The sequence below is a fragment of the Pedobacter psychrophilus genome (assembly GCF_001652725.1).
Taxonomy (GTDB): Bacteria; Bacteroidota; Bacteroidia; order Sphingobacteriales; family Sphingobacteriaceae; genus Pseudopedobacter; species Pseudopedobacter psychrophilus.
This window is the reverse complement of the sequence record NZ_LWHJ01000030.1, coordinates 119,325-144,540: the sequence shown is the minus strand read 5'-3', so window position 1 is coordinate 144,540 and position 25,216 is coordinate 119,325. Positions and strand designations below refer to the sequence as shown.

Here is a 25,216-nt window from a genome sequence, read left to right as displayed (position 1 = left end):
AAATACTTTTTTAAGTGGTTCTTTTTTAGATTCAGTAGTATGTCCTATTATTTCCAAACATTCTCAAAGAACTTTTCAAGTTTTTTAGGGTCAAGCTTTTGTTCTGTTCTTACTCCACTGCACAAATCGAGACCAAAAGGTTGCACTTCTTCAATAGCTTGCCTTACATTGTCAACTGTTAATCCACCTGCAAGAAAAACTGGCACTTTGGCTTGTTCAACTATTTTTTTGCTGATGGTCCAGTCGTGAACTCGTCCTGTTCCGCCAAGTTCTTTAATCTTTAAATTTGGATTTCCACTGTCTAGCAATAAAGCGTCTACAAATTCTGAAATTTTTACTGCTTCGTCTATTGTCCTGTCGTCTATAACGTGGATTACCTGCACAATTTTTATTGCTGGTAATGCTTTTCTAATTGTTTCATAATCTCCTGTTTTGAGCTCGTCTACAATCTGAATGGTATTTGTTAAAGTTCGTTTATGATGTTGGATGATTTGTTCGGCATCCGTTTTACTGGTAAGCATAAATGTTGAGATGGAAGGCGGAACAATTTTAGAAATTGTTAAGATCAATTCGTCAGAAATAACGCCTGGGCCACTTGGCATATTTGCAACAAGACCCAAAGCAGATGCACCATATTTAATAGCGATTTTAGCTTCTTCTATAGAACTGATACAACATATTTTTACTCTGGTAGGCATTTTTTTTAATGTTTTGCAGCTCGAAGGCGGGGCTTTCGGAACATTAACCTTTCAAGTTGCACCAATGTTTATTAATTACCGAAAAGTTTCTGTAACCACGTCTGCCCCGCTTTTGGCAAGGTGCTGTTATATGTAATGCTTTTCTTTTCGTCTAAGTTTATTACCGAATAACCTGTCGGCTTTTTCTCTTCAATTGTTCTGTTGTCGATATAACCATAATGTCCAATTTCGTCTACCTCTCCAGTCAAAATAATTTTTTTTCTGTCGAACCAGTCTTGAACTTTTTCTGCTTCTGTTTTTATTCCTTTATAGATAGCATTAACTCTCCTGCTCTTTTCGTCTATTGGTAAATTCATCCAGTCTTTAAATTCAAAAAACTCATTTGCAAAGGTCAGTCCATAGCCCATTCCAATATTGTCTAAGAACTCATAGCCGTCACAATACATATCGTATGCTGCTATTAGTGATTTTGAAAAATCGTCATTTTTAGAAATCAGGTCAGCTAAAATTCTATTTATTTTCCTCTTTTCATATTCTCCATAGTTCAAATATTTGTCCACGATTTTTTTCATTTCGTGAATAATATGTCGGTCTTTAAAATCTAAAGAAATAAAGTCTAAATAGTCATCCTGCTCAAAAAAAAATTCAAGTTCTTTAGTTTCATATACCCAGTGCTCAAAATTCTCAATTGATAGTTCATCATTGAGAAGTTTAAAAAACTCTATTTGTATGCCTGTCGGAAATTTATTCACGTCTTACAGAATTATTTATAACGTTTTGCAAGTTTGTATAAAAATGGCATTAAAGCAGTACCAATCTCAGCTTGCATAAACTTAATTAATTTGTAGAAAGTTATTTTAAGCAGTTCAGCCATTTTTGTACAAACTTGCTGTTTATCAGTAGTTATTTATTCTATACTTGTTAAATAGTTTATATCTGAAATTTTAAAGTCGTTTTCGAAACAACTAATTTTCATAGCTCCTATTGTCTTGCCACCACTACATTCAAATGAGAAATCCAAGTTATAACCTGTCTTTCCTTTTATTGGATTTTTCAGTACCAAGGAAGAATTTGTTATTTGATACTGTCTATAAATTGCAACCTTCCCATTTTCAAGTTTAAATATTTGTCCTTCAAAAATATTGCTTTCATTTTTATAGATAGAAAATGTCAACGTGTCTGAATGACTTAAACAATTTGTCGAAAATACTTTCCTATCTATCCCATATTGAAGTATTTTATTCACATTGCTCGGCGTTATTCTACAAGAGTCAACTGTCCGAAAAAACAATGTCGATATTGAAATTATTAATAGAATTGATTTTAGCATTGTCGTCGTTTATAATTACTGCTAACGTTTTGAAAAATTTTGCAGAAATGGCATTGCTTGCAGAACCATTGTCGCACCGCATTAAATTAATTAAATAACTGATGAAATAACATAAACCACCATCAGCCATTTTTGTGCAAATTTGCTGTTATAGGTAGAATTTTTATTCACAGATATTTATTTCAATAGTTAATTCATAAGTTTCTTCTTAAAAGTCAATAGACAGATAATAAAGATGACACATAAAAATAATAATATTTTTATGTTCGTCAATGATTCACATAGGTCGACGCCTGTTACTTTTGAAATGCAATTATTTTTAAAGTCAGTTTCATATTTCAAACTTACCATTGTGTTCAAAATTCCAAAGCATAAGATAGGTATTGCAAGAATGAATATCCATAATAAAGTTTTATATAATATTACTCGCATTGTCATTAATTGATTCAGTAGTTACGTTCGTTAAGTTTACCTATAACGTTTTGCTAATTTGTGCAGAAATGGCATTCCTTGCGGAACCGATGTCGTACCGCACTAAATTGAGTAAATAACTGATGAATTAACGTAAACCACAGTCAGCCATTTTTGTGCAATTTGCTGTTAGATGCCGTTATGTTTTTAAATTCAATAAGGTCCGAATGCATTAGGAATAAAATGTTTGGTCAAATTAATAATAATTAAAAACCCTATTATAAAAAATAATAGTTGTGCCGTTCGTTTTGTTTTTAGTTGAAAAGCTACCAAAAAAGATATTGCTCCCATAAAAATTGTTATTACAATTGCACCAATTGAAATATAATACAAATGTCCTGTAAATGAAATAGTGTTAACAAAAGGTTGTCTTAAAATTTGAAAAATGACTTCAGTATAAAAACATATAATTGTTCCTAAACAAGTCAATTTTAAAATGCTTACTTGTGGGTTTAATTTTAAATATTTCTTTTCTGCTAGTATTATAAAGGTCAAAAATGCAATTATAAGTAATAAACCTTCGAGCTTTATAGGTGTCGATGGAATGGTTTCTGGGATTTTAAATAAAGAATATCTAGTTAAAGTCCATTCTATTATTAAAACTAAAAGGAGTAAAAAGCTATATTTTACAGATATTCTTAAAAGTGTCTTTGTTTCAATATTCAGTCTTAAGTTTAGTCAGTAATAATGGCATGTAACTTATATATAAGTGCTATAAAACCTCTTAAACATCCCTATTTTGGTTGGCTTATGGGGGTTAATTATTATTTCTAAAATAAATAATTTAACTTATATATAAACACAAACTATTAACCTATTTAAATTGAAATATCAGCTATCTTGGTTTTTTTAATAACCTTCTCATAATGCTTAATCAATTCATCCGACCTTTGTTTATTTATTAGACTTTGTTGTTGCTTTATATTCATTTCATCAGTTTCAATCTCTTCTGAATATTTTTCAATATAATTACCTATTGACTCAACCAAATCAGACTTTCTATTCAGTTGTACCCAACCATCAATTGATGAACAAATGACAAGTTTTATTTCATCTAATTCAATATAATAACCAACTTCAACTTTTGCTAACTCGTAAGGAACTGCAGTTATAAAACCTTCGATTATCTTATTATTTAATTTAAAAGTTACCTTCTTACGGTTAACAAATGGATTATCTTCTAATTTTGGAAGTGGTATTCTACTCATAATATTTTATTTAGATAAATAACAAAGATCAATTTTACTAAAAAAATTAGCATTTATAAAACGATGTTAAGAAATAATCTATAAAATATTTGTTATTAGTAAGTTAGATTTCCATATGAGTTTTTGAGTGCTTTCGAATCCTGCTTTAAATAAATTAAGTAAATAACTGATGAATTAACGTGAACTACTATCAGCCATTTTTTTGCGAATTTGATGTTATAGGTCGTTTTGTTATTAACGAATATGTTCAATTAAAGATTCAAGTTCCTCTTTGTTGTTTCTATTTGCTTCTATTCTTCCAATTCTTTGTGATACAAAACCACTTAAAATCTCGGTCGGCTCAAAAGAATGATTTTTAGTTTTCATTTTACTGTTCAAGATTAAAGCCTGTGAAGTTCTTATTATTCCCCAAGGAATTCCCCACCAGCCTAGCAAAGCTGTCTTTATCATTGCTCTATTATGTAATTTGTCGAGACATTTCGGACAAGCTATTTTAATATCTTTTTCATAGTTCGTCATAATTATAAAGCTCATAACATTTCCAGTCATAGTCGCATTTAGCTTTTCAGAATTCGATTTGCAAACAGGACAAGGAAGTTTTCTTAGTAGTTCGGTATATTCAGATAAAGTTTTTTCGTCGACTTCTTTAAATTGAACTTCTACACCTTTCAAAACGTCTTCTGAAAGATTTCTTTCTTTAATAATTTCCTTTACTAATTCAAGTGCTTCGGGTCTTAAAGAAGTAGCTTCTTCTGTTGCAATACGAATTAATTTTCTATCGTCGAAACGTTCGTAGTTCTTTCTTAATTGTTCAATATTTGGTTCCATTCGGTCTAGTTAAAATGCCTTATAACGGTTTCGGGCTTTGCGTTGGTGGGCTTTTGAAACCGAAAACTATCTGCCATCACTAAAGTTTATTAATTGCTCAAATGTTTCTATTCTCACTGTCCGCCCACTAACGCAAAACCCGTGTTATACGCAGTTTTATATAGTCACAAATAGTCCGTGGTCAATATGTCCAATGACTATCTGAATTTTTGATTCTGTAAGTGTTTGACTTCGTGTGAGATTAATTTCTTCAGCAAGTTCCTTTGTTTCGCAGGCAATAACAATTATTATTTTTTCAAAAATGTCTAAAACACCTCTTGAACGGAAACGAGGAATTAAGTGTTCTAATAAATTCTGTACGCTCTGCTTTCGAAATTTTGGATAGTATTTTACCTCAAGTCCGATATGCATTTCTGGAGTCTTGATTAAAAAATCTACTCCATAGTCAGGTCCTTGTAAATATAATACTTCACCTTGAAAATATTGTTGAGCCCAATGATAGACAATTTGTTCAACACGTGAAGCCATCATATACTGGTTAGATTCTTTAACTTCTTCAATAACACTTTCCGCGATTACAGTTCCTAGTAAATCATTGGACTTATCTAAGAATTGATTCGAACTGTACGACCAAAACTCAACACCACACTTGTCCTTCATTTCCATAATCAGCTCTTCCCTTGGAGAATCAATGATGTTCTTGTCTCGTTGATTCTTATAGCACCAATCAATTTTCAGGTCGTCAATTATTAATATTATTGGTTTCTTCTTCTCTTTTGCTAAATCTAGAATCTGATTCCAAATTATTAAGTCCCCATATATCTGAAGTCCTATTTTCTCCTTAAGGTCTTCGTACCCTGGTGGAATTGAATTTCTATATCTCAGTTCTCCTTCTGTCACAATCTCCATCTTTTTTTCGAAGGAATATTCAGCACCAACTAAAAACGACCTAGAAAAGAGATTTAAAATCGTGTCTTTTGTTTTGATTTTATGTATTTCCGTCTTCTTTTTCTCTATTTCCTTATTTAGTTCCTCTTTGAAAGTTGAAATTTCCTTTTCGAAGGTTGCAATCTTAGTTTCAAAATCATTCAATATTGCCTGTTTGATATGCGGATGTTTATTAGTCTTTTTAGTCCTTTCTTTTAATTGATTAAACTGATTTTTGAAAGTTTGAAACGACTTCAAATCAAAATGAACGGATAATAACTCGTCATAAAGTTTAGCTGGCTTAACTAATACAGTTTCGCGATTTTTCAAGTATTCATATTCTGTTTGTTTGGTTATCCAAAGCCTTCCTTTAAGCTGCTTAAAAATGGTCTTGTTAATTTCTTTTATGGCGTCATTTGAGTACTCATAAAAATTGAGTAAAGCTGAACTGTCAAAAACAAATATACATTCTGACCATAATTTTCTCTCATAATCGTCTGTCAAAATATATCCTGTTAATGTCTTCTTCATAAAAATTGCGTATAACGGTTTGCTAATTTGTGCAGAAATGGCATTGCTTGCAGAACCATTGTCGCACCGCACTGAACCAAATAATTAACGAAAAACCTGAGTTGAACCACCGTCAGCCATTTTTGTACAAATTTGCTGTTATGTACAGTATTATTTTTTTTCATAAGTCAGAGAGAAATTAGTTTTAGGATAACCGGACCCCAACACAATTAAAATAGCACCTTCTCCTTTTTCTACGCCATTAATAATTAATTCGTTTTTTTCTGTCAATCCAATTTCCATTTTTTTAATGTCGTAATAGCCTAAAATATAAGGAATACCTATCAGTCTGAAATTATGATTTCTAAGAATGAAAAAACCGTTGTCCTGCACTCTAAATTTAACTTTCTTTGTTTCAGTTCGGCCTAATGAATTTGAAAAATTAAAAGATAAAGTTCGGTCATTTAAAATTCTAATATTAAAAGTAGAAAAATTTGTCGTGTCGGCATTATTAATTTTATTTGCTTTCCAATTGATTAATTGAAAAGCAGTTCTGTGATTTATTCCGTTATTGTTAAAGTTTGAATATGTTCCTTCTAATAAACGACTGTCGTTGATAGGCTTAATTGCAGATTTCTTATATTTTGGAATTGTCAGACAAGCTTGCATAAACAACATCAATGAAGTGAAAAGCAATGTCGTAAGTGGTCGGCTAATATTGTACATAACTTAAATATATATCTAATCCTCCAACCCAATTCCCGTATTATCCGTTTATATACGGATATAAATGATTAACATCCGACTAGGTTTCTGCACAATTCTCACCTTTGTTTTGTCGGTTAGCCATGGTGGTTAGCTGTTCGTTAACAAGTATATACAATTTAATTTTTAAGACAATGACTAATTTAAAAAACAGTGTAAGGTTAATCGGTTTCTTGGGTGCAGCACCTGAAGTAAAAGAATTTTCTAAATCTAAAAAAGTAGCTAAAGTAAATTTGGCTACCAATGATATTTACAAAAATCAAAAAGGAGAAAAAGTAGAGGAGACCCAATGGCACCAATTGGTAATGTGGGGCAATCAAGCAGCGTTTGCAGCTCAGTATTTAAACAAAGGAAGTGAAGTTGCCATAGAAGGAAAACTGGTAACCCGTACTTATGATGATAAAGATGGCGTTAAAAGATACATTACAGAAATTGTAGTCAATGAGATTGTGATTTTAGGACGTAAAGCAGCTTAATTGGCAGCTTTGTAATAGTATATGTATAGAAAATTGAAAAATCTTTACATATCGCTTTTCTCATGTAAAGAAAATTGAAAAATCTATGCATATAGATTTAAACAAAAATGGTTCGTGTTTCCACGAACCATTTTATATTTTCAAAATTAAAATCTAAACCATATAATTCCAACCCTTTACATCCTCTACCCTACCAAATTTAATATCATCTAAAGCCTTTCTCATTTTATTGGCAAAAACACTTTCTGCTGGATTTGGTAAAGTATAAGTTTTTCCTTCATGCTCAATCTCTGCAACTTGTGCTATAGTTGCGGCAGTACCCGCTCCAAAAGCATCGGTACAAGTTCCATTAGCTATGGCTTCTAATAATTCCTTAACGGAAATTCTACGCTCTTCTACTTCCATTCCAAAACCTTTTGCCAACTCAATAATGCTTTTTCTGGTAATTCCATCTAAAATGGTATCACGGGTAGAAGGAGTAACCAATTTCCCATCAATAACAAACATCGCATTGGCAGCTCCCATTTCTTCGATATATTCATGGGATTTAGCATCTGTCCAAATCAATTGATCAAAACCTTGTTGAGCTGCTTTTTTTGCTGGTAATAAAGATCCACCGTAATTACCAGCAGCTTTGGCATAACCAAAACCACCTTCTGCAGCCCTAGTGTATTCTGTTTCTATTTTAACCCTTAAATTTTTAGAAAAATATGGACCAGTTGGGCCTAATAACACCATAAATTTATAAGTAGTAGAAGGTGCAACTCCTAAAAATGGGTCGGTAGCAAACATAAACGGACGGATGTAAAGTGTATAATTTTCTTTACTGGGCACCCAATCCTTATCTACATTTACCAAAGCTAAAATACCTTCAATAAATAAATCTTCTGGTAAGGTTGGCATACACATCCGCTCTGCCGATTTATTGAAACGAGCAGCATTTTGATCTGGTCTGAAAACAGAAATTTGCCCATCTGCATGGCGATATGCTTTTAATCCTTCAAAAAAAGATTGACCGTAATGCAAAGCAGAAATAGCAGGACTTAAACCAATATCGCCGAAAGGCAAAATCTCAAAATTTTTCCATTCGCCATCTGCATAATCTGCCGTAAGCATATGATCAGAAAAAGTTTTTCCAAATGGTAAATTGTCAAAATCTATTTGGGGCAATTTAGAAGTTGCCGCTTTGGTTACTTTTATATTTGATGTTTCTATCATGATTATTCCTCTTTAATAGTCTGGCAATTTACAAATTTGTTTAAATATTTCTTTTTATTTTAAGGATGCTAACACCTCATAAACCCAAGCTTTGCCCCATTCTTCGGTTTCTTCTAAACTTAAAAGTTCTGGATAAAAAATCCTTTTTTGGAAACGTGGAGGCAAATACTTTTGCCAATTGGTACCTCCTGTTGCTTTAATCTCTTCTGGTTCTCTATTCAAATACCTTACCGCAGATTTGTAATGTGCCAAAGGCCAGTTTACATTTACCAAAACATCCAGTCTCTTTAACAAATTTTCAACTTCAGTTAAAACCCCTTCTTTAGCTTTAAGTTTTAAATAAGATTGCCAAAGGTTATTTTTTTCGACTTTTTTTAATAAAGTTAAAAATGAGGTATCATATTTAGATTGAAATTGTTTTAAAGTAAGGGTTTGTTTTCCCGATGCCAATTCGGTAGCGCCATACCTCCAATAAATTTGTTCGTATTGTTGATCTATATTTGCTGATTTAAATTCCTCTCTTTTATCTTTCGCTACTAAATTGATTAAATCTGAAGAGTAAATTTCTATCATACGATATTGCCCGCTTTGGAAACCACTTGCGGGTAATAAAGACATTCTGAATTTCAAAAATTGCTCTTTATCCATTCCATCAATCATGATGGTAAAAGATTGGGTTAAGGTTTCAAAATAGTTATTTATCCGCTTTAAGCGAGAGGCAAAAAACGCGACATCCAAATTTTCATGCTGTGTAATTTGCTCGCACTCATGCAAAACCAGTTTAAAATAAAGTTCGGTAATTTGATGATAGAGAATAAAAATTTTCTCATCGGGGAAGGAAGTTTTAGGCGTTTGCAGGCTTAGCAACATATCCAAATGAATATAATCCCAATAAGTTAAATAATCGGCGTAAAGCAAACCGTCTAAATAGGAAACCATATCCTGTCCCATTGCGGCGTATTTTTCTTGAAGCAGCGCTAATCGATCTTTAATTTCTTGAGTAATTTCCATTTCCAATCAAATTTAACAGAAAAATACTCAAATGTTAATTTGAAAAGAAAACAGGGTTTACTAAAAAATATATTTTAAACCTAAACCAGAATTACTGATTTTAAGACCTCCTCCTGGAAGAGAAATACCCATTAAGCCATCAGAAAAAATAACAACATGGTTAGAAATGTCATAGCTTAAACCCAAACCAGTTGAAACACCAACCTCGAAAATATTTTCATCTATTTGATAATCATCAGAAACAGAATTTTCTGCAGTGATATAATCTTTAATAAGTGCGTCTCTTTTTACGTACATAAAATCGGGGCCAAATAAAAAGTGAAATTTGAATTTCTTTTCTGGTTTAGAGAGTATCAGATTTCCGTAAGTAGAAAGTTGGATGATTCTTGATTTATCCGTTACCTCTAAGTCTGGTCTTATTAAAACTCCATTGAAAAGCCTCCCTGTGGTTAAGTAGCTTTTAATCGAAATTTTATCACTCAATCCTTTTTCAAGACCAATCCTTAAAGAGATATTATAGTTGAACTTGTCAAACCCAGAAAATGATAAAACATTAAAATCTTCTAAACCGGCAGTTGAACCATTGATTTCTTTTTGTTGAGAGTCGTTCCAAAATAAGCTGCCGTATGAAATACTGATTGCTGTTTTACCTCCAGCTCCGTAAGAATTTCTGGGTCCTTTACCGTTAATAAAAATTTGTGCGTTAACTTGATAAGAGATAAATAATAATATAATTACTAATAACTTCTTAATTTTTTTAGAAGTTCCCATTATTTACAGATCAAATTATAGTTTACAGTAAAATCTATTGCAAAGCCAAAAAGAATGTATTTACCATCAACTTTTATATTGCTGTTCCCAAAAGTGTATTTAAAATCGTAGGTATCTGGCTCTAAACTTATTCCTTCAAATGTAGTTTCGTAATGTGTAACATAAGCGTTTCTAAGGGAAGGAATAAAATTATTTCCAAAAGTGTCTGTTAATCCTACAGTTACTAAGTTGTTTTTCTTAGGCTGGTCTAAAAACTTAAAATTGTTATAGGTAAAATACTTTGCTCCAGTGTCATCTTTTAAAGTAATCTCACTAATTCTGTTTTTAGCATCATAGGTTAAATCGAATGTACCATAAACAGAGGGGTCATCATCTAACTTGCCTATCATTTTAACTAACAGATTTTTAGAATTGTAAGTATAAATATTAGATTGCGAACTTGATTCTGTAAATGTTTTATTATCGGCATTCAATGTTATTTTGACTTCTTTTTCTACAGCTCCAAAAGAATTAAGATATACTCTATAATCTGCATTTTTTAATTCTTTAGTTTTATTTGTGTGAATGAACTTTTTAGGTGTTTCCTGAATTAGATATTGATTATCATCACTATTTAAAGAATAGGTAGCCTCAGCAATAATAGAGTCTAGTTGATACTTAAGCACTAAATTTTCACCGTCAACAGTACCTCCACTGATTAAACAAGAACCAGTTGAAGCGTTACCGCTTGATCCATTCTTAAATGTAGAGTTATCTTTTCGACAAGAAAAAGTGATAATTAAAAAAATAATTAACAAAGCGTAAATTTTATTCATACAGGTTTTTTAAGTAGTAATTTAAACTAAGAAGCTAAATTAAACTATTGTTTAATATTCGAAATAATATTAAACATAAATTAAGAATATAAAAAATTTGCTTTTGCTTGGACTACCGATTTTATGCCTTAAACAGATAAAATTTTTACATTTGCAAACCTCTTTTACTAAAATAAATTAACAAAAAATGCCGCGGATAATGTGCTTTGATTATGGAAATAAGAGAACCGGAATTGCCGTTACAGATCCTTTGCAAATGTTTGCCACCGGTTTAGAAACCATACATCCTAAAGATATTATTGATTACGTTAAAAAATATCTGTTAACCGAACAGGTAGAATTATTTGTAGTGGGCGAGCCTAAACAAACAGATGGCAGTCCTTCACAAACTGCTCAAAATGTAAAAGGATTTATAACCATCCTAAAAAAAAATTTCCCTAGCATTCCCATTGCTATGATGGATGAACGTTATACTACTAAATTGGCTGCCGCGGCTATTGCACAAAGTGGGATGAAGAAAGCAGCGCATAAGGATAAATATTTGATAGATACTGTTGCCGCAACCATCATTTTGCAATCTTATATGGAGAAAAAATCTTTAGGATTTTAAGATATGCTCTCTCCAAATCAACTCCTAAAAAAATACTTTGGTTACGAGAATTTTCGTCCGCAACAGGAAGAAATTATTGAGCAAACATTATCAGGAGCCGATTCTTTGGTGTTGATGCCAACAGGCGGAGGAAAATCTTTATGTTTTCAAATTCCGGCTTTGCTTTTACCAGGAACTGCCATTGTAGTTTCACCATTGATTTCTTTGATGAAAGACCAGGTGGATGCTTTGCGGAGCAATGGAATTTCTGCGGCCTTTTACAACAGTTCGCAAAGTTTTGAGGAGCAACAAGCGATATTAAATGGTTGCCATAATGGCGAGATAAAATTACTTTACATATCTCCAGAAAAATTACTTTCTGATACAGAAATCATTACGAAAGCTTGTAAAATAAGTCTTTTTGCAATTGATGAGGCACATTGTGTTTCTTCTTGGGGACATGATTTTAGACCAGAATACACACAAATGGGTTTTTTGAGGGAACGTTATCCTTCGATTCCTTTTATTGCCTTAACTGCTACTGCAGATAAATTGACCCGAAGAGATATTATTAAGCAACTCAAATTAAAAAAACCTCAAATATTTATTACTTCTTTCGACCGGAAAAATTTAAGCTTAGAAGTGAAAATCGGCGTTAAGCCAAAAGAAAAAATAAACGAGATTATTGATTTTATACAGGAAAGAAAAAACCAAAGCGGCATTATTTATTGCTTAAGCCGGAAAAAATGCGAAGAGGCTTATGAAGCTTTACAAAACCAAGGAATAAATGCCATGTTTTACCATGCTGGTATGGATGCTGCCGTTCGTTCTTCTGTACAAGAAAGGTTTATAAATGACGATTTACAGGTGGTTTGTGCTACTGTTGCTTTTGGGATGGGAATTGATAAATCTAATGTGAGGTGGGTAATTCATTATAATTTACCAAAAAATATTGAAGGATATTATCAAGAAATCGGCCGGGCCGGAAGGGATGGTTTGCCTTCTGAAACCATTCTTTATTATAACTATGCCGATTTGCAACTGCTAAATAAATTTGCTGGTGAAGGCGCAATGGCCGAAGTAAATTTAGAAAAGCTAAAGCGGATGCAAAATTATGCAGAAGCCGATAGTTGCAGAAGGAAGATCTTACTGAATTATTTTTCTGAAAGTCCTGATCAAAACTGTGGTAATTGTGATGTTTGCGCAAATCCACGTCAGCATTTTGATGGGACGGTAACGGTACAAAAAGCATTATCTGCAGTAATGCGAATGGGAGAAAAAGAAGGCTTGAACATGTTGGTTGATGTTTTAAGAGGAAGTAAAAGACAAGAAATTATCGCTGCTGGTTACGATAAAATTAAAACCCACGGAGCTGGTGCAGAAATCCCACTTTTTGATTGGCAGCGTTACATTATGCAAATGCTTAATTTGGGAATTTTAGAAATGGCTTATGATGAAAATTTTGCCTTAAAAATTACTCCTGCAGGAAATGACATTTTATTTGGCAAAAAGAAAATTGAACTTACTGTTTTAAACTCGATTAAAGCAGTAGAAAAAACCGTAAAAACAAGACAACCAAAAATTGTAAGTGACTACGAAGAGTTATTTAATACTTTAAGAAAAGTACGTCGCATTTTTGCCGAAAAAGAAAACGTACCTGCTTATGTGATTTTTTCTGATGCTACTTTAGACGAAATGGTGCGTCAAAAACCAACTACCGCCGAAGAATTATTAACTATTTCGGGAGTTGGGGAGCATAAACTTTTTAAATATGGAGAAGCATTTCTAAATGCTATCAACGATTTTTCTTCTACTTCTGAAATTAAAAAATCGAAAGGAAGTACATATTTAGATACCTTGAAAATGTTGCAGCAAAACATCAGCATTTCTGAAATTGCCATCACAAGAAATATAGCAGAAGCAACTGTTTATTCACATTTAGCACAATTATATTTAAGCGGAAAAATAGAAAGTCTAGCTAAATATGTGAATGAGGATGAAGTTAGTATGGTGAAGGAAGCAACTTTAACATTGAAAGAAACCAAAATAATGAAACCAATATTTGAACATTTAAAGGAGTCTGTTCCTTATCATAAAATTAGATTGGCTTTAGCTGTATTGGAGAAACGAGGTTAGTTTTTTTAGCCACTAATAGCCCCAATTTTTACTAATCTGTGTTTAAAATATTTGATCATTAAATCCTTTAATCCTGAAAATCAAGATTCAGACTTTTTTGCCACTAATTGCACTAATTTTCACTAATCTTTATGAAGTAAAATGATTTTATTGCACCAATCTAAGTTTAAAATATTTGATCCTGAAAATCTTTAAATCCTGAAAATCAAGATTCAGACAAATTTAATTTTCAAATTTAGATTAGTGTTTTATTAGTGAATTAGTGGCAACTTTTTTTTCTTATTGAGCTTTGTGGTTAAAAGTCCTCAACTCAATTACCGTAATTTCTGGCCAAATACCAATCCTACCAGAAAAACCTAAAAAGCCAAAACCTCTATTAATGTATAAAAACCTTCCAAGCTCTTCTTTTAAACCAGCCCAATGCTTGTAACGGTATTTCACCGGACTCCATTTAATCCCGAAGGCCTCAATTCCAAATTGCATTCCATGAGTATGTCCACTTAATGTTAGATTAATTTTTGAAGCATGGGTTTTTACTTGAGCATCAAAATGCGATGGGTCATGAGATAACAAAATCTTAAAATCATTTTGGTTTGTGCCTGATAAGGCTTTATTCAAATCTCCTCTTTCTCCAAAGCCAATTCCCCAGTTTTCTACTCCTAATAAATCGATTTTTTGTCCGCCTTTTTCTATAGTTACATTTTCATCTAACAATAGTTTAAAGCCAATTTGTTGATGATAATCCTTTAAGTTTTGTAAGTTTTTTCTTTTCTCTAAATCATTAGGCCATTTGATGTAATCACCATAATCATGATTGCCGAGGATAGAAAATTTACCATAGCTGGCTTTAATTTGTTGAAATAGCGGAATCCAAGGAACAATTTCTTCTGCTTTATTATTAACTAAATCTCCGGTAAAAACTAATAAATCAGATTTTTGAGCATTAATTAAATCAATTCCTTTTTGAACTGCCTTATTATTATTGAAACTTCCTGAATGAACATCAGAAATTTGAGTAATGGAAAAGCCTTCGAAAGCTGGTGGCAAATCATCAAAAAATAAAGTTTTTTTAATTACCCGATAGGCATATTTACCCCTTACAATTCCATCAATAAATACAAGAATAACTATGATAAAAGCAATTAAAGCAATTATTGAAAACGTATTAATCCTAAGAGGTAAAAAAGTTTCTGGATCATGATTGCCAAAGAATGCCAATGCTAATATCACAATATCTCCAACCAATAGTATTAAAGATGCAACTATTTCCGCAACAAAAATCACAACAAAAAAGTGCGTGGCAAGTTTAAAAAAACCATCCATTCCGTGGCTTTGTAGCCTAAATATTGCTGCGATTAAAGAAAAGCTTATTATTAAATTAACGGAGGTAAAAGTTTCTTGAAAAAAGAAATTTGGAAATAATATTTGGAATCCATTTGTAACATACCAATTAATGATTACTAAAAAAATAATGAAAATTATATATGGTAATACGCTTGTCTTTCTCCTCATTTAAAGTCTAATATGCCACTAATTAACTAATCTTAATCGATTAATTAGTGATAAAGTTCTAATTTTAAAATTATCTAAGAAGAATCCGATTTGTAAGCTTTAAAATTTACTTGAATTTTAGTTTTCAATTTCAATAAATGAATTGATTTTGAGATTTTTCCCATTCTCCACCTTTTCTAGCAACGCTTTAATTTTAGACTTTGTATCATTTAATTCGGCAACTTTTAATAATGACTCATCATTCTTCTTACCCTGTTTTACCTCATCACTAAAACTTCTTAATTCGTGAAATTTAATTTTTTCCTCAATAAGGTTTAATAAAATTTCTTTAGCGTCTGAAGCACTAAAAATCCCTTCAATTAGTTTAAATTTTTTTATCATGTTTTATTATTTTTTTATCATAACTGTATAGGTAATCACCTAATTTACAAATCAAAAATGCGCTTTCTAAATCATTAGTTTTTATTTATGTTTGTAATGGTAAGCATAACATATATTTATGAATTATACTCTCAATCAGCTACACATTTTCTTAAAGATTGCACAAACGCAAAGTGTTACCAAGGCCGCAGAAGAATTATATTTGACACAGCCAGCAGTTTCTATACAATTAAGGAACTTACAATTACAGTTTGATATTCCTTTAACAGAAGTAGTTGGTCGTAAAATTTACATTACCGATTTTGGGAAAGAGCTTGCAGAAGCTGCAGAAAACATATTGAATCAGGTACATGCCATTAATTATAAAACACAAGCTTTTAAAGGGCAATTAACGGGTAAACTTAAAGTATCAGTAGTTTCTACAGGGCAATATGTAATGCCTTTCTTTATTACCGATTTTGTAGGCCAACATGAAGGTTTAGAATTACAGATTGACGTCACTAATAAAAAAGGAGTTTTAAAAAGTTTAGAGAATAACGAAGTAGATTTCGCCTTAGTTTCTGTTTTACCTACCAATTTAAATATTGAAAAATTAGATCTTTTACAAAATAAGCTTTATTTGGTTGGAGGCTTAAAAAATGAATATCATAAACCTATTTATGATAAAACCCTACTAAACACCCTACCCATAATTTTTAGGGAAAAAGGATCTGGAACAAGGCAAACCATGCAAGATTTTATGGATAAAAACAATGTCTCTATTCTTAAAAAGATGGAATTAACCTCTAATGAAGCGGTTAAACAAGCTGTAATTGCCGGCATGGGTTATTCAATTATGCCATTAATTGGGATTAAAAACGAGCTTAATAATAAAGATTTACAAATTATCCCTGTAAAAGGATTACCTATTACTTCTACTTGGAGTTTGATTTGGTTAAAAGGTAAAAACCATTCGCCAGCGGCAACACATTTTCTAAAGTATCTGAAAGATGAAAAAGAGAATATTGTTCACAGTAAATTTGATTGGTACGAGAAATATTGAGTTCACTTTAGCAGAAAGCTAAAAGCAGAAAGCTTTCAATTTAGTCCAAAACTTTCATCTTTAATCAGCTTACTTATTATGCAAACTCAATTTGTGCAGCATCAACATACAATTTTGGAATCGCATCTTTTAGCGGATCCATCACCATTAAATAAATCCATTCGTTAGTTATTAAACTTTTCAAATTTGGGTTTCTATGTAAAATTGCAGTAACTCTTTCAAGCGGCGCCTCAATAATCACTGATAACCTTAAAGGCTGATGAAACATTTCATCGTCTGTCGCATTAACAGATTGTAAGGGAATGCCTATTTTTAAATCTCCTCCATTTCCTTGTAATACACCAAAACCTCCAGTAACATTGTGTGTAATTTTTGATCCTCCACCAAACCTATCGTTATCAACTGTCGAAAAATAATAATGATTGTTTATCCATTGCGTAACCGTCATAGGTCCTTGCATTATGGCCTCTAATAATGAGCCGTTGTCGTCAGTTTTCCAATTATAAGATTGCAGAAAGCATCTGCTCTCTAAGTTTACATTTTTTGATAAGGATCTATGCCCAATTATAAATCCTGCGTTTTTTGCTAGTCCCCATTCTGGTCTGGTTTCTGCCCAATTATTTGCTTTTTTGTGGACGTGATTTATTTCGTTATCAATTAGTCCTCTTCTTTCTTTTATGGCTCTTAATTGAATCTTTGATAAATTCTCTTTTAAAGCTTTTAAATGTTCTTGGTGTGATGCCGGTACATTGCTATCAAACAATAAAATACTTTCTGTCGTGGTGTTATGTTCTGCCCCAATAAAAAAGGTGTTTTCTGGAATTAACAAATTATGGTCCGATGCTAAAGCTTTTTTTATTTCTGGCAAATTTGCTAAAGCTGTCAACATTCTGGCATTGTTTCTTCCTGGACTGGCTGCGCAAGCGCCACAATCTAAACTAGAACCAAATGGATTGTTTTTTGAATGACTGCCATGACCTGCGAAAACTACTAATGGAGCAAATTTTTGCCATCCCATTACCGCAAAAGCAGAGTAAACAATAGCAACTTTTTCCGTTAAAGGAATATTAGCCAAAGAATTTTCTGTTGAATGACAGTGTTCAAGTGTTGCATCGCAAAAATTTTCATGAGAATTGGAGTTTTTTTGTTCGATTTGATAAAGCTTTCCAGGGAAAAGTGACCTCGCAACCAAAGAAGCTCCATAAACTAAACCCGAACCTTCTACATAACCAAATGCAGATGGCAACATGTTTTTTAATCTCTTTAGAAAGTAATTTTTAAACTTTAATTCTTCAGTGGTTTTTTTAAAGTTTGCCATTTCTTTAGCTTTTCCATCTTGATACTTTTCAGAAATGGTATAAGCAGAACTAACTATTGGTGGGCAAGATTTTCTAACAATTCCGGTATTTAAATCCTTATAATCTGTAGCTATTCCAAAAAAACCAGCAAAGCCAAATGTTTCATAATTCCCATGTGCTTCAATATGCCTTCTGATTAATTCAGATCTGGTATCAATACAAAAAACCAGTTGTGCATCTGGTGTTTCATCTGCTTTAATCACATCCTCAACGGTTGTTTGCTTTTTCTCTAGTTTTTGTACCAATTTATTTTGTAAGGTTTTTTCCCAAGCTTTTAACCAAACATATTGCAGTTTTGCTTTCTCTTTTTGTAAAGTTCTATCTTTAGTTGGCGAAATTATTTCAGCATTTATTTTAATTGCAACCCAAAGTCTAACCGCTAAATAATCTGCTAAAGAAATAGGATATTTTTGTTGCCAATCTGTATTGTTCTCTGCTCTATATTTTATGTAGCCTGTCCAGCCAGCTAAAGCTGCGATATGATATTCTAAAATTTGTAACTGTTCATCATCGGAGTAATCTTTAAGGGCTTGTTGTAATGATTCTATTGCCGATTCGGGTATTTCTTTTTTGGATTTTATGTTTAGCTTTCCATCATATTTTGCTAATTTTCTCCAAGCATTATAAAAACCATCTTCTCTGTTAGGCATTTCCCATTCAGCTATTCCTTCGTCTAAAAAAGAACTCAGCCATTTTACCATTAAGGTATCTAAATGATGATTTGGGTTTTCTTCTACTGAAGTTTTTTGATTTACTAGTTGTTGTAAGTAAGTAGCCGGGCTTTCCGTAAATCCATCAGCAAAAAGCATATTCTTTAAAACCTTTCCGTCAATTTCATTTGCATCCCAAGCTTGTTTATAAACCTCCGCAGTAGGGAAAAAAGAACCTGAAAAATATTTCTGAGCACTTTCTGTAGCATTAAAAAAGGTCTCTTGTTCATAACCAGATAAGGGATTAGAGGTAACAAAAGCATATAAAGGAAATGTTTTCCCAACTACATTAGATGCTTTTTCAATAAGTTTGATAAAGTTTTGCTCGCTCATATTTATTTGCTTTTAAACATTAATAAAGTTTTATGATAAGGTTGCGAATCATTCAATAGCTTTACATAAAGCCATGAAAAGTTGCGGTATATGCCAAGTTTCATGATAAAGAAACCTATCAAAAATATAATCCCGAATATGATTTGTATAGCGTTAAGTGGTAAAGGCACATCAACCATTGACATTGTTGCCATTAAATGAGTTACTCCATTATAAATCAAAGCGTAAATACCTATGCCCAATAAAAATAATATTGGCGGGATATATGCTTTTTGCCAAATGCTGAGATTTTTTTGTTTGACGATGTTGTAAGTAATTTGTCCGACTGTGATAGCTACAATCAAGGTTAAAAATATTCCACTATTTACACCTAATCCTTTGCCGGTTAATGTTGCAAAAAGATAAGCGCCAATTATTCCAAAGAAAAGAACCACAATAGCTTGCAATGGTTTAATCACAATTTTCTCGGGTTTTTCTGGTTTGGTTTGTTGTATGTTTTCCCCTGATGCAAGAAACAAATAAGCTTTATAAAAGCCATGAAGAATAAGGTGAACTACCGCTGTATTAAAGAAACCCAAACCACATTGCATAATCATAAAACCCATTTGTGCAATGGTTGAGCATCCCAGTTTTTGCTTAACGTTGGTTTGTAAAAGCTTGGTAAACTGGGCAATAATGGCGGTTAATCCGCCGATGATTAATAATAAGATAAAAGTGTTTGAAGCAAATATTAGTGGAGCAAAAAGCGCCAATAAAATGCCTGCTCCATTTACAAAACCCGCATGCATCAATGCTGATGCTGGTGTTGGAGCCGTCATTGCTGAAAGCAACCACCTGTGGAAAGGGTAAATTGCCGATTGAATAATTGCTGCGGTAATGATAAACAAAGCTGCAATGACAATTGTGATTTGAGAAAGATTATTTACGTTTTTAATGATGCCTTCTAAAGTGTGAGTGTTGGTTTTTTCTGCCAACAATAAAACTCCGGAACTTAAAAACAGAGTTCCTAAAAAGAAATATTTTTGCGCAAATTTTCTGGCTTCTTGCGCTTCTTTCCATTCTGCATTAATACCTATTAAACCCGCCATAAAAACACCCATTGCAAACCATGATAATAATAACAATGCAATGTGATTAGAGGCAATAAAAAGCATTACCGAAAAAGTGAAACCTAGGCTTAAGCCGATGAATTTTTTTTGGTATTTGAAACCAGCAAGATAGTATTTACAGTAAGTGCTTAAAATGGCACTAAAAAATGTAACGGTTGACCAAATTAATAAAGTGAAACCGTTAATGCGAATGATTTCTTCAACATTCCAAACTAGGTTATTTGAAAAGTTGATGGCTAAAAAGAACGCATTTCCTAGAAAAAGTATCCACAAAAAAATATTGATTGTGGTGGCTAAAACTGTGGTTGAATCTTGATTTAGATTATATAATGTTTGCTTTTCTTTGAAACCGTTAGGTGGAGGATTTTCAATTGAAGAATTTGTATTCATTTTCAAATTGTTAAAGTTTTTGACTTCACAAATCTGAAAAAACTAATACATAAATTTTTATTTATGTTTGTTATGCAATGTATAAATATATTTTATAATCAATACCCATACTTACCCCACAACTTTTTTAAATGCTCCCTGATTTTTGATTCTGCAGGATTATCCTGAGGGTCGTAAAGCTTGGTACCGCTTAGTTGTTCTGGCAAAAATTCTTGGTCTATAAAATTGTCTTTAAAAGCATGGGCGTATTTATAATCTTTACCATAATCCATGTTTTTCATCATTTTTGTTGGGGCGTTTCTCAAATGTAAAGGAACCGGCAAGTCTCCAGTTTGTTTAACCAAAGATTGTGCTTTTGCGATTGCTTCATAAGATGCATTGCTTTTAGCCGATGATGCCATATAAGTTACCGCTTGTGAAAGTATGATTCTCGACTCAGGCCAACCAATTACATTTACAGCTTGGAAGCAATTGTTTGCCAATAAGAGCGCATTCGGGTTTGCATTTCCAATATCTTCTGACGCTAAAATCAAAAGTCTTCTAGCAATAAATTTAGGGTCTTCGCCGCCTTCAATCATTCTCGCTAACCAATAAACTGCTCCATTTGGGTCGCTGCCGCGGATAGATTTTATAAATGCAGAAATGATATCATAATGTTGCTCGCCAGTTTTATCATATAAAGCCATATTCTGCTGAATATGCGTCAATACAAAATCATTAGTGATGATTACTTTTTTATTATTAGCAGCATTTACCAACAGCTCAAAAATATTTAAAAGCTTACGTCCATCGCCGCCAGAAAGCCTGATTAACGCTTCCGTTTCTTTTAACTCGATTTCTTTTTTCTGAAGGATTTCATCGTGAGAAATCGCGTTTTTTAAAAGTGAAATCAATTCTTCCTCCGTCAGGTTTTTAAGCACATAAACTTGGCATCGAGATAGCAAAGCCGAAATCACTTCAAAAGATGGATTTTCTGTTGTAGCACCAATTAATACCACTAAACCACGCTCCACAGCTCCCAACAAAGAATCTTGTTGCGATTTTGAAAAACGATGAATCTCATCAATAAAAAGAATAGGAACAATGCCACCCTTTTTATATTGAGCGGCTTTGTCAATCATCTCTCGCACATCTTTAACGCCAGAATTTATCGCACTTAAAGGAAAAAACGGACGGTCTAAATTTTGAGAAATAATAAATGCTAAAGTGGTTTTTCCAACTCCGGGCGGACCCCAAAAGATCATGGAAGGAATGTGTCCGTTTTCAATCGCCTTGCGCAAAACAGCTCCCTCGCCAACTAAATGTTGTTGACCAGTATATTGCGCCAAAGATTTGGGACGCATCCTTTCTGCTAAGGGATCTGTTAAAGCCAATTTTTTTATCGATTAAAATTGAATAGTTTTTTGGATGGCATCCTGATTAAATAAAGAGCTGTTTTTCTTTAAATTCTCGGTAATGTCTCCGCTGGGGTTTTGCAAATAAAGTTCCACTAAATAAGATTTCCCTTTTTTAAAAGAAAGATTTGGTGTAAACACGATGTTTTTATCTGCAATAGCATATTTACCAATAATGGGTTTCTCTAAATCTTGCAAATCTTCATCATCTGTTTTAGAATAGACAGCAATGGTTTGGGCCCACATAGAATTTGATAAAGTATCGGTAGAAAGATCTCTTAGAATATAATCATCAATATTAGAAATTATCAATGACGAAGAATCTTTACTTACCGCTATATTTATTTCATCTTTTAAAACATTTGCAGATTTATTTTGACAAGCAAAAAGGATAAATAATAACAATACAAAGCTTAATCGCATCATAAAAATTACTTCGCTAATAAGTCATCAATCAATTTATCAAACTCGTTCACAAATTCCACATAATGATTCCCAGTTCCTGGACCACTAAAGCCGGTATGTATTTTTCTAACATTTCCTTTTTTATCGATCACAATCATGGTTGGAAAAGCAGCTATTTTATTTAACATTGGTAAGCTCTTAGCAGCCTCGCCTTTATCGTTGGTATAACCTGTAACTAAAATATCATATTTAATATCAAAACGCTTTTTCAACCCTTCAAGGTTAGTTTTAGATTTTTCAAAATCTTTGGTGCGCTCATAAGCCAAACCAATTATCTCCACTCCTTTGTCATGATATTTATCGTAAAATTTAGTTAGAAAAGCACTTTCATCCATACAGTTTGGACACCAAGAACCTAATAATTGAAGAATAACTACCTTATTTTTAAATTTTGAATCACTTAAAGAAATCTTTTTCCCTTCTAAATTGGGAAAAGTAAAAGCAATTTGTTTGGTGGTATCCTTTAAAAAAGTAAATCCATAAGCATCGGGTAAAATGGCTTTTTCATTTCTTTTTGCGGTAAAATTATCAATAGAAGAAAAGCCAGAATAAAATTTTCCGTCAGACATGGTGCTATCAGGATTTATTGTAGAAGTAAATAAAAAGGCATGAGAACCATCAAATGTAGAAAGCACCAATTTATTATCTTCTACCATTCCCTCTAAGTAGCGATAATCGCCAGTGGTGGTTAAAAAAGTCCCTGTAACTTTTGATTGATTTTGAACAAACTCGCCAACCGCTTGAGTAGTATCTGTTTTATCTGCACTAATAAAAGTAGTTTCCCATCTGCCAGAAACATCAACAGTTGGTTGCATCGCTTTTTCTTTAATTCTCCATGCAGAACCAGCCTGAGCGTAAAAAGTCATTTGAGCATCTTTATTGGCTAAATGTTTTGTCCAAATGCCATCTATTTTTCCATCAACCAAAGTTCCGTTAATTTCAGAATCAAAAAGAGGTAATTTGATATGGATAGAATCTCCTAAATGGGTAATCTCATCAACTTTAAGCCTTTCAGAACTGTTAATAATCTCTATATAATATTTCCCTTCACTATCCACCACATCAAAATTGAAAGGAATTTCAGCTCCAGATTCTGTTATTAATGCTCCTCGCCAAATACCAGCTTGTAATTTATTTGATGGTTTATCACAAGAATTTATAATGATGATTGTAAATAGAGAGATTAGGATATACTTAATGGGAGATTTCATGTGATGAAAATGAATAGTGATAATTAAAAACGTTAATATAAAACAATTAATATTTTAATTTATTCTTAAAGAAAAAAATAGCCATTTACATCATGTTAAATAGCTATTTCGAATTAAATTAACTACCTCAAAATCTCCCTAGAAATTACAACTTTCTGAATTTCAGATGTTCCTTCATAAATTTGAGTAATCTTAGCATCTCGCATTAAACGTTCCACATGGTATTCTTTTACAAAACCATATCCACCATGAATTTGAACAGCTTCTACAGTGGTTTTCATAGCCACTTCAGATGCAAAAAGTTTAGCCATAGAACTTGCTTGTGCATAAGGTAAACCTTGGTCTTTAAGCCAGGCGGCTTTCAAAACCAGTAATCTTGCGGCTTCAATTTCTGTTGCCATATCTGCCAATTTAAACGCAATAGCCTGATGTTCTGAAATTGGTTTTCCAAAAGTCTTGCGCTCTTTTGCGTATTGTTTGGCTAATTCAAAAGCACCTGAAGCAATTCCTAATGCTTGCGCAGCAATTCCAATTCTACCACCTTCCAAAGTTTTCATCGCAAAAGAAAATCCAAAACCATCTGCACCAATTCTATTTTCTTTAGGCACTTTAACATCTGTAAACATCAAAGAGTGCGTATCAGAACCTCTAATTCCTAATTTATTTTCTTTTGGTCCAATTGCAAAACCTTCCATTCCTCGTTCTACAATCAAAGCATTTATACCATGACTACCTTTTTCTGGATGCGTTTGTGCAATTACTAAATATATAGAGGCAGTACTTCCATTTGTAATCCAATTTTTAGTTCCGTTTAGTAAATAATAATCCCCCATATCTTCGGCAGTTGTGTGTTGCGAAGTGGCGTCAGAACCCGCTTCAGGCTCAGAAAGACAAAAGGCACCAATTTTTTCTCCGGTTGCCAAAGGCTTTAAATACTTTTGTTTTTGTGCTTCATTTGCATAAGCTTCCAAACCGTAACACACCAAAGAGTTATTTACAGAAACCACCACAGATGTAGAAGCATCAATTTTAGAAAGCTCTTCCATTACCAAAACGTAAGAAATTACATCCATCCCGGCACCATTGTATTTTGGGTCTACCATCATTCCCATAAAGCCCAGCTCGCCTAATTTTCTCACCTGCTCTGTCGGAAATTTTTGATGCTCATCTCGCTCTATTACACCAGGTTTTAATTCTGTTTGTGCAAAATCCCTTGCTGCCTGTTGTATCATTAAATGCTCCTCTGTAAACTGGAAATCCATAGTTTTAAATTATGATAGTTTTTGTTCGATTAAAATTTGATTGTAGATGTAATATGGATTGATTTAATTTTTTCTGATTTAAATATTTATTATTTGGGCGTTTCCCATCCACTAGCTAGCGGAAGGGTCGGTCCGCCAGCTGGCGGATACAATCTTTTTGTGAAAAACAAAAAGGATTTTCACTGCTATCCCTAACGCAAACCTTAAATATTTAAGAATCATCTCAATCAAAGAATTCTCTGTTTTCTTTATGAAAAGCTCCGAGACCTCTGTAGTTAAACCAACACTGTTTTCAA

General features: G+C 32.6%; 24 protein-coding genes. 4 read left to right on the top strand and 20 right to left on the bottom strand.

The features are described 5' to 3' along the window. Positions 1 to 47 precede the first annotated feature (47 nt). From A5893_RS14355 to A5893_RS14310, 8 genes are all read right to left on the bottom strand, one after another. Positions 48 to 698: a phosphoribosylanthranilate isomerase gene (locus tag A5893_RS14355; RefSeq protein WP_068823279.1), complete on the bottom strand. Its 651-nt coding sequence runs from the start codon at positions 696 to 698 to the stop codon at positions 48 to 50. A gap of 71 nt (positions 699 to 769) precedes the next feature. Next, the gene (locus A5893_RS14350) at positions 770 to 1,450 is read right to left on the bottom strand and encodes a hypothetical protein (protein WP_068823278.1); all 681 of its coding nucleotides are present in this window, start codon (positions 1,448 to 1,450) and stop codon (positions 770 to 772) included. A 155-nt stretch (positions 1,451 to 1,605) separates the two neighbouring features. Continuing rightward, positions 1,606 to 1,944 (bottom strand): hypothetical protein, encoded by a 339-nt coding sequence (locus A5893_RS17920; RefSeq protein WP_068823277.1) that lies wholly within the window; start codon positions 1,942 to 1,944, stop codon positions 1,606 to 1,608. A gap of 25 nt (positions 1,945 to 1,969) precedes the next feature. Beyond that, complete coding sequence (locus tag A5893_RS14340) at positions 1,970 to 2,110, bottom strand: hypothetical protein (RefSeq protein ID WP_157687565.1); 141 nt, start codon at positions 2,108 to 2,110, stop codon at positions 1,970 to 1,972. 1,207 nt (positions 2,111 to 3,317) lie between these two features. After that, positions 3,318 to 3,707 (bottom strand): hypothetical protein, encoded by a 390-nt coding sequence (locus A5893_RS14325; protein ID WP_068823273.1) that lies wholly within the window; start codon positions 3,705 to 3,707, stop codon positions 3,318 to 3,320. Between the two features lie 234 nt (positions 3,708 to 3,941). Beyond that, on the bottom strand, positions 3,942 to 4,535 hold the full coding sequence (locus A5893_RS14320; protein WP_068823272.1) for a hypothetical protein: 594 nt from the start codon (positions 4,533 to 4,535) through the stop codon (positions 3,942 to 3,944). A gap of 156 nt (positions 4,536 to 4,691) precedes the next feature. Then, positions 4,692 to 5,993, bottom strand: a complete 1,302-nt coding sequence (locus A5893_RS14315) for a PIN-like domain-containing protein (protein WP_068823271.1) — start codon at positions 5,991 to 5,993, stop codon at positions 4,692 to 4,694. A gap of 150 nt (positions 5,994 to 6,143) precedes the next feature. Further along, a complete protein-coding gene (locus A5893_RS14310) occupies positions 6,144 to 6,698 on the bottom strand; it encodes a hypothetical protein (RefSeq protein WP_157687564.1) in 555 nt (184 codons plus the stop codon). 173 nt (positions 6,699 to 6,871) lie between these two features. Between A5893_RS14310 and A5893_RS14305 the strand changes: the two genes are divergently transcribed. Continuing rightward, complete coding sequence (locus A5893_RS14305; protein ID WP_068823269.1) at positions 6,872 to 7,213, top strand: single-stranded DNA-binding protein; 342 nt, start codon at positions 6,872 to 6,874, stop codon at positions 7,211 to 7,213. Between the two features lie 153 nt (positions 7,214 to 7,366). On the opposite strand, the gene A5893_RS14300 is transcribed toward A5893_RS14305, so the two are convergent. The 4 genes from A5893_RS14300 to A5893_RS14285 are packed head-to-tail and all read right to left on the bottom strand — an operon-like array spanning position 7,367 to position 11,028. Continuing rightward, the gene (locus A5893_RS14300) at positions 7,367 to 8,431 is read right to left on the bottom strand and encodes a branched-chain amino acid aminotransferase (protein ID WP_068823268.1); all 1,065 of its coding nucleotides are present in this window, start codon (positions 8,429 to 8,431) and stop codon (positions 7,367 to 7,369) included. Positions 8,432 to 8,485: 54 nt separating this feature from the next. After that, positions 8,486 to 9,442 (bottom strand): tryptophan 2,3-dioxygenase family protein, encoded by a 957-nt coding sequence (locus A5893_RS14295; RefSeq protein WP_068823267.1) that lies wholly within the window; start codon positions 9,440 to 9,442, stop codon positions 8,486 to 8,488. A gap of 60 nt (positions 9,443 to 9,502) precedes the next feature. Next, positions 9,503 to 10,213 (bottom strand): hypothetical protein, encoded by a 711-nt coding sequence (locus A5893_RS14290; protein ID WP_068823266.1) that lies wholly within the window; start codon positions 10,211 to 10,213, stop codon positions 9,503 to 9,505. After that, positions 10,213 to 11,028: a hypothetical protein gene (locus A5893_RS14285; RefSeq protein ID WP_068823265.1), complete on the bottom strand. Its 816-nt coding sequence runs from the start codon at positions 11,026 to 11,028 to the stop codon at positions 10,213 to 10,215. Before A5893_RS14285 ends, A5893_RS14290 begins: the two co-directional genes overlap by 1 nt. 187 nt (positions 11,029 to 11,215) lie before the next feature. On the opposite strand from A5893_RS14285, the gene ruvX reads away from it, so the two are divergent. Then, a complete protein-coding gene (ruvX, locus tag A5893_RS14280; RefSeq protein ID WP_068823264.1) occupies positions 11,216 to 11,638 on the top strand; it encodes a Holliday junction resolvase RuvX in 423 nt (140 codons plus the stop codon). Positions 11,639 to 11,641: 3 nt separating this feature from the next. Then, positions 11,642 to 13,753 (top strand): DNA helicase RecQ, encoded by a 2,112-nt coding sequence (recQ, locus tag A5893_RS14275; protein ID WP_068823263.1) that lies wholly within the window; start codon positions 11,642 to 11,644, stop codon positions 13,751 to 13,753. 279 nt (positions 13,754 to 14,032) lie between these two features. Here recQ and A5893_RS14270 read toward each other — a convergent pair whose 3' ends face one another. Both A5893_RS14270 and A5893_RS14265 read right to left on the bottom strand, forming a co-directional pair. After that, positions 14,033 to 15,265 (bottom strand): metallophosphoesterase, encoded by a 1,233-nt coding sequence (locus tag A5893_RS14270; protein WP_068823262.1) that lies wholly within the window; start codon positions 15,263 to 15,265, stop codon positions 14,033 to 14,035. Positions 15,266 to 15,382: 117 nt separating this feature from the next. Next, complete coding sequence (locus A5893_RS14265) at positions 15,383 to 15,646, bottom strand: hypothetical protein (RefSeq protein ID WP_068823261.1); 264 nt, start codon at positions 15,644 to 15,646, stop codon at positions 15,383 to 15,385. 118 nt (positions 15,647 to 15,764) lie between these two features. Between A5893_RS14265 and A5893_RS14260 the strand changes: the two genes are divergently transcribed. Further along, positions 15,765 to 16,688, top strand: coding sequence for a LysR family transcriptional regulator (locus tag A5893_RS14260; RefSeq protein WP_068823260.1), 924 nt, complete (start codon positions 15,765 to 15,767; stop codon positions 16,686 to 16,688). Positions 16,689 to 16,764: 76 nt separating this feature from the next. Here A5893_RS14260 and A5893_RS14255 read toward each other — a convergent pair whose 3' ends face one another. The 6 genes from A5893_RS14255 to A5893_RS14230 all read right to left on the bottom strand — a co-directional run bounded on the left by A5893_RS14255 (position 16,765) and on the right by A5893_RS14230 (position 24,920). Further along, on the bottom strand, positions 16,765 to 19,089 hold the full coding sequence (locus A5893_RS14255) for a DUF2309 domain-containing protein (protein ID WP_068823259.1): 2,325 nt from the start codon (positions 19,087 to 19,089) through the stop codon (positions 16,765 to 16,767). A gap of 2 nt (positions 19,090 to 19,091) precedes the next feature. Then, positions 19,092 to 20,588, bottom strand: a complete 1,497-nt coding sequence (locus A5893_RS14250) for a proton-conducting transporter transmembrane domain-containing protein (RefSeq protein ID WP_068823258.1) — start codon at positions 20,586 to 20,588, stop codon at positions 19,092 to 19,094. 98 nt (positions 20,589 to 20,686) lie between these two features. After that, entirely contained in the window at positions 20,687 to 21,961 is a 1,275-nt protein-coding gene (locus tag A5893_RS14245) for a replication-associated recombination protein A (RefSeq protein ID WP_198342335.1), read from the bottom strand. A gap of 12 nt (positions 21,962 to 21,973) precedes the next feature. After that, entirely contained in the window at positions 21,974 to 22,408 is a 435-nt protein-coding gene (locus A5893_RS14240) for a hypothetical protein (protein ID WP_068823257.1), read from the bottom strand. A gap of 5 nt (positions 22,409 to 22,413) precedes the next feature. After that, positions 22,414 to 23,658 carry a peroxiredoxin family protein gene (locus A5893_RS14235; RefSeq protein ID WP_068823256.1) on the bottom strand — a complete coding sequence of 415 codons (1,245 nt, stop codon included), beginning with the start codon at positions 23,656 to 23,658 and terminating at the stop codon, positions 22,414 to 22,416. A gap of 122 nt (positions 23,659 to 23,780) precedes the next feature. Then, positions 23,781 to 24,920, bottom strand: coding sequence for an acyl-CoA dehydrogenase family protein (locus A5893_RS14230; protein WP_068823255.1), 1,140 nt, complete (start codon positions 24,918 to 24,920; stop codon positions 23,781 to 23,783). Positions 24,921 to 25,216: the final 296 nt, after the last annotated feature.

Bases quoted from the DNA above. Each gene is read 5' to 3' on its own strand.
- A5893_RS14265 (WP_068823261.1), bottom strand. From the start codon at position 15,646: ATGATAAAAAAATTTAAACTAATTGAAGGGATTTTTAGTGCTTCAGAC.
- A5893_RS14355 (WP_068823279.1), bottom strand. From the start codon at position 698: ATGCCTACCAGAGTAAAAATATGTTGTATCAGTTCTATAGAAGAAGCT.
- A5893_RS14320 (WP_068823272.1), bottom strand. From the start codon at position 4,535: ATGGAACCAAATATTGAACAATTAAGAAAGAACTACGAACGTTTCGAC.
- A5893_RS14340 (WP_157687565.1), bottom strand. From the start codon at position 2,110: ATGCGGTGCGACAATGGTTCTGCAAGCAATGCCATTTCTGCAAAATTT.
- A5893_RS14270 (WP_068823262.1), bottom strand. From the start codon at position 15,265: ATGAGGAGAAAGACAAGCGTATTACCATATATAATTTTCATTATTTTT.
- A5893_RS14315 (WP_068823271.1), bottom strand. From the start codon at position 5,993: ATGAAGAAGACATTAACAGGATATATTTTGACAGACGATTATGAGAGA.
- A5893_RS14250 (WP_068823258.1), bottom strand. From the start codon at position 20,588: ATGAATACAAATTCTTCAATTGAAAATCCTCCACCTAACGGTTTCAAA.
- A5893_RS14295 (WP_068823267.1), bottom strand. From the start codon at position 9,442: ATGGAAATTACTCAAGAAATTAAAGATCGATTAGCGCTGCTTCAAGAA.
- A5893_RS14235 (WP_068823256.1), bottom strand. From the start codon at position 23,658: ATGAAATCTCCCATTAAGTATATCCTAATCTCTCTATTTACAATCATC.
- A5893_RS14255 (WP_068823259.1), bottom strand. From the start codon at position 19,089: ATGAGCGAGCAAAACTTTATCAAACTTATTGAAAAAGCATCTAATGTA.
- A5893_RS14285 (WP_068823265.1), bottom strand. From the start codon at position 11,028: ATGAATAAAATTTACGCTTTGTTAATTATTTTTTTAATTATCACTTTT.
- A5893_RS14325 (WP_068823273.1), bottom strand. From the start codon at position 3,707: ATGAGTAGAATACCACTTCCAAAATTAGAAGATAATCCATTTGTTAAC.
- A5893_RS14240 (WP_068823257.1), bottom strand. From the start codon at position 22,408: ATGATGCGATTAAGCTTTGTATTGTTATTATTTATCCTTTTTGCTTGT.
- A5893_RS14290 (WP_068823266.1), bottom strand. From the start codon at position 10,213: ATGGGAACTTCTAAAAAAATTAAGAAGTTATTAGTAATTATATTATTA.
- A5893_RS14230 (WP_068823255.1), bottom strand. From the start codon at position 24,920: ATGGATTTCCAGTTTACAGAGGAGCATTTAATGATACAACAGGCAGCA.
- A5893_RS14260 (WP_068823260.1), top strand. From the start codon at position 15,765: ATGAATTATACTCTCAATCAGCTACACATTTTCTTAAAGATTGCACAA.
- A5893_RS14310 (WP_157687564.1), bottom strand. From the start codon at position 6,698: ATGTACAATATTAGCCGACCACTTACGACATTGCTTTTCACTTCATTG.
- ruvX (WP_068823264.1), top strand. From the start codon at position 11,216: ATGCCGCGGATAATGTGCTTTGATTATGGAAATAAGAGAACCGGAATT.
- A5893_RS14300 (WP_068823268.1), bottom strand. From the start codon at position 8,431: ATGATAGAAACATCAAATATAAAAGTAACCAAAGCGGCAACTTCTAAA.
- A5893_RS14305 (WP_068823269.1), top strand. From the start codon at position 6,872: ATGACTAATTTAAAAAACAGTGTAAGGTTAATCGGTTTCTTGGGTGCA.
- recQ (WP_068823263.1), top strand. From the start codon at position 11,642: ATGCTCTCTCCAAATCAACTCCTAAAAAAATACTTTGGTTACGAGAAT.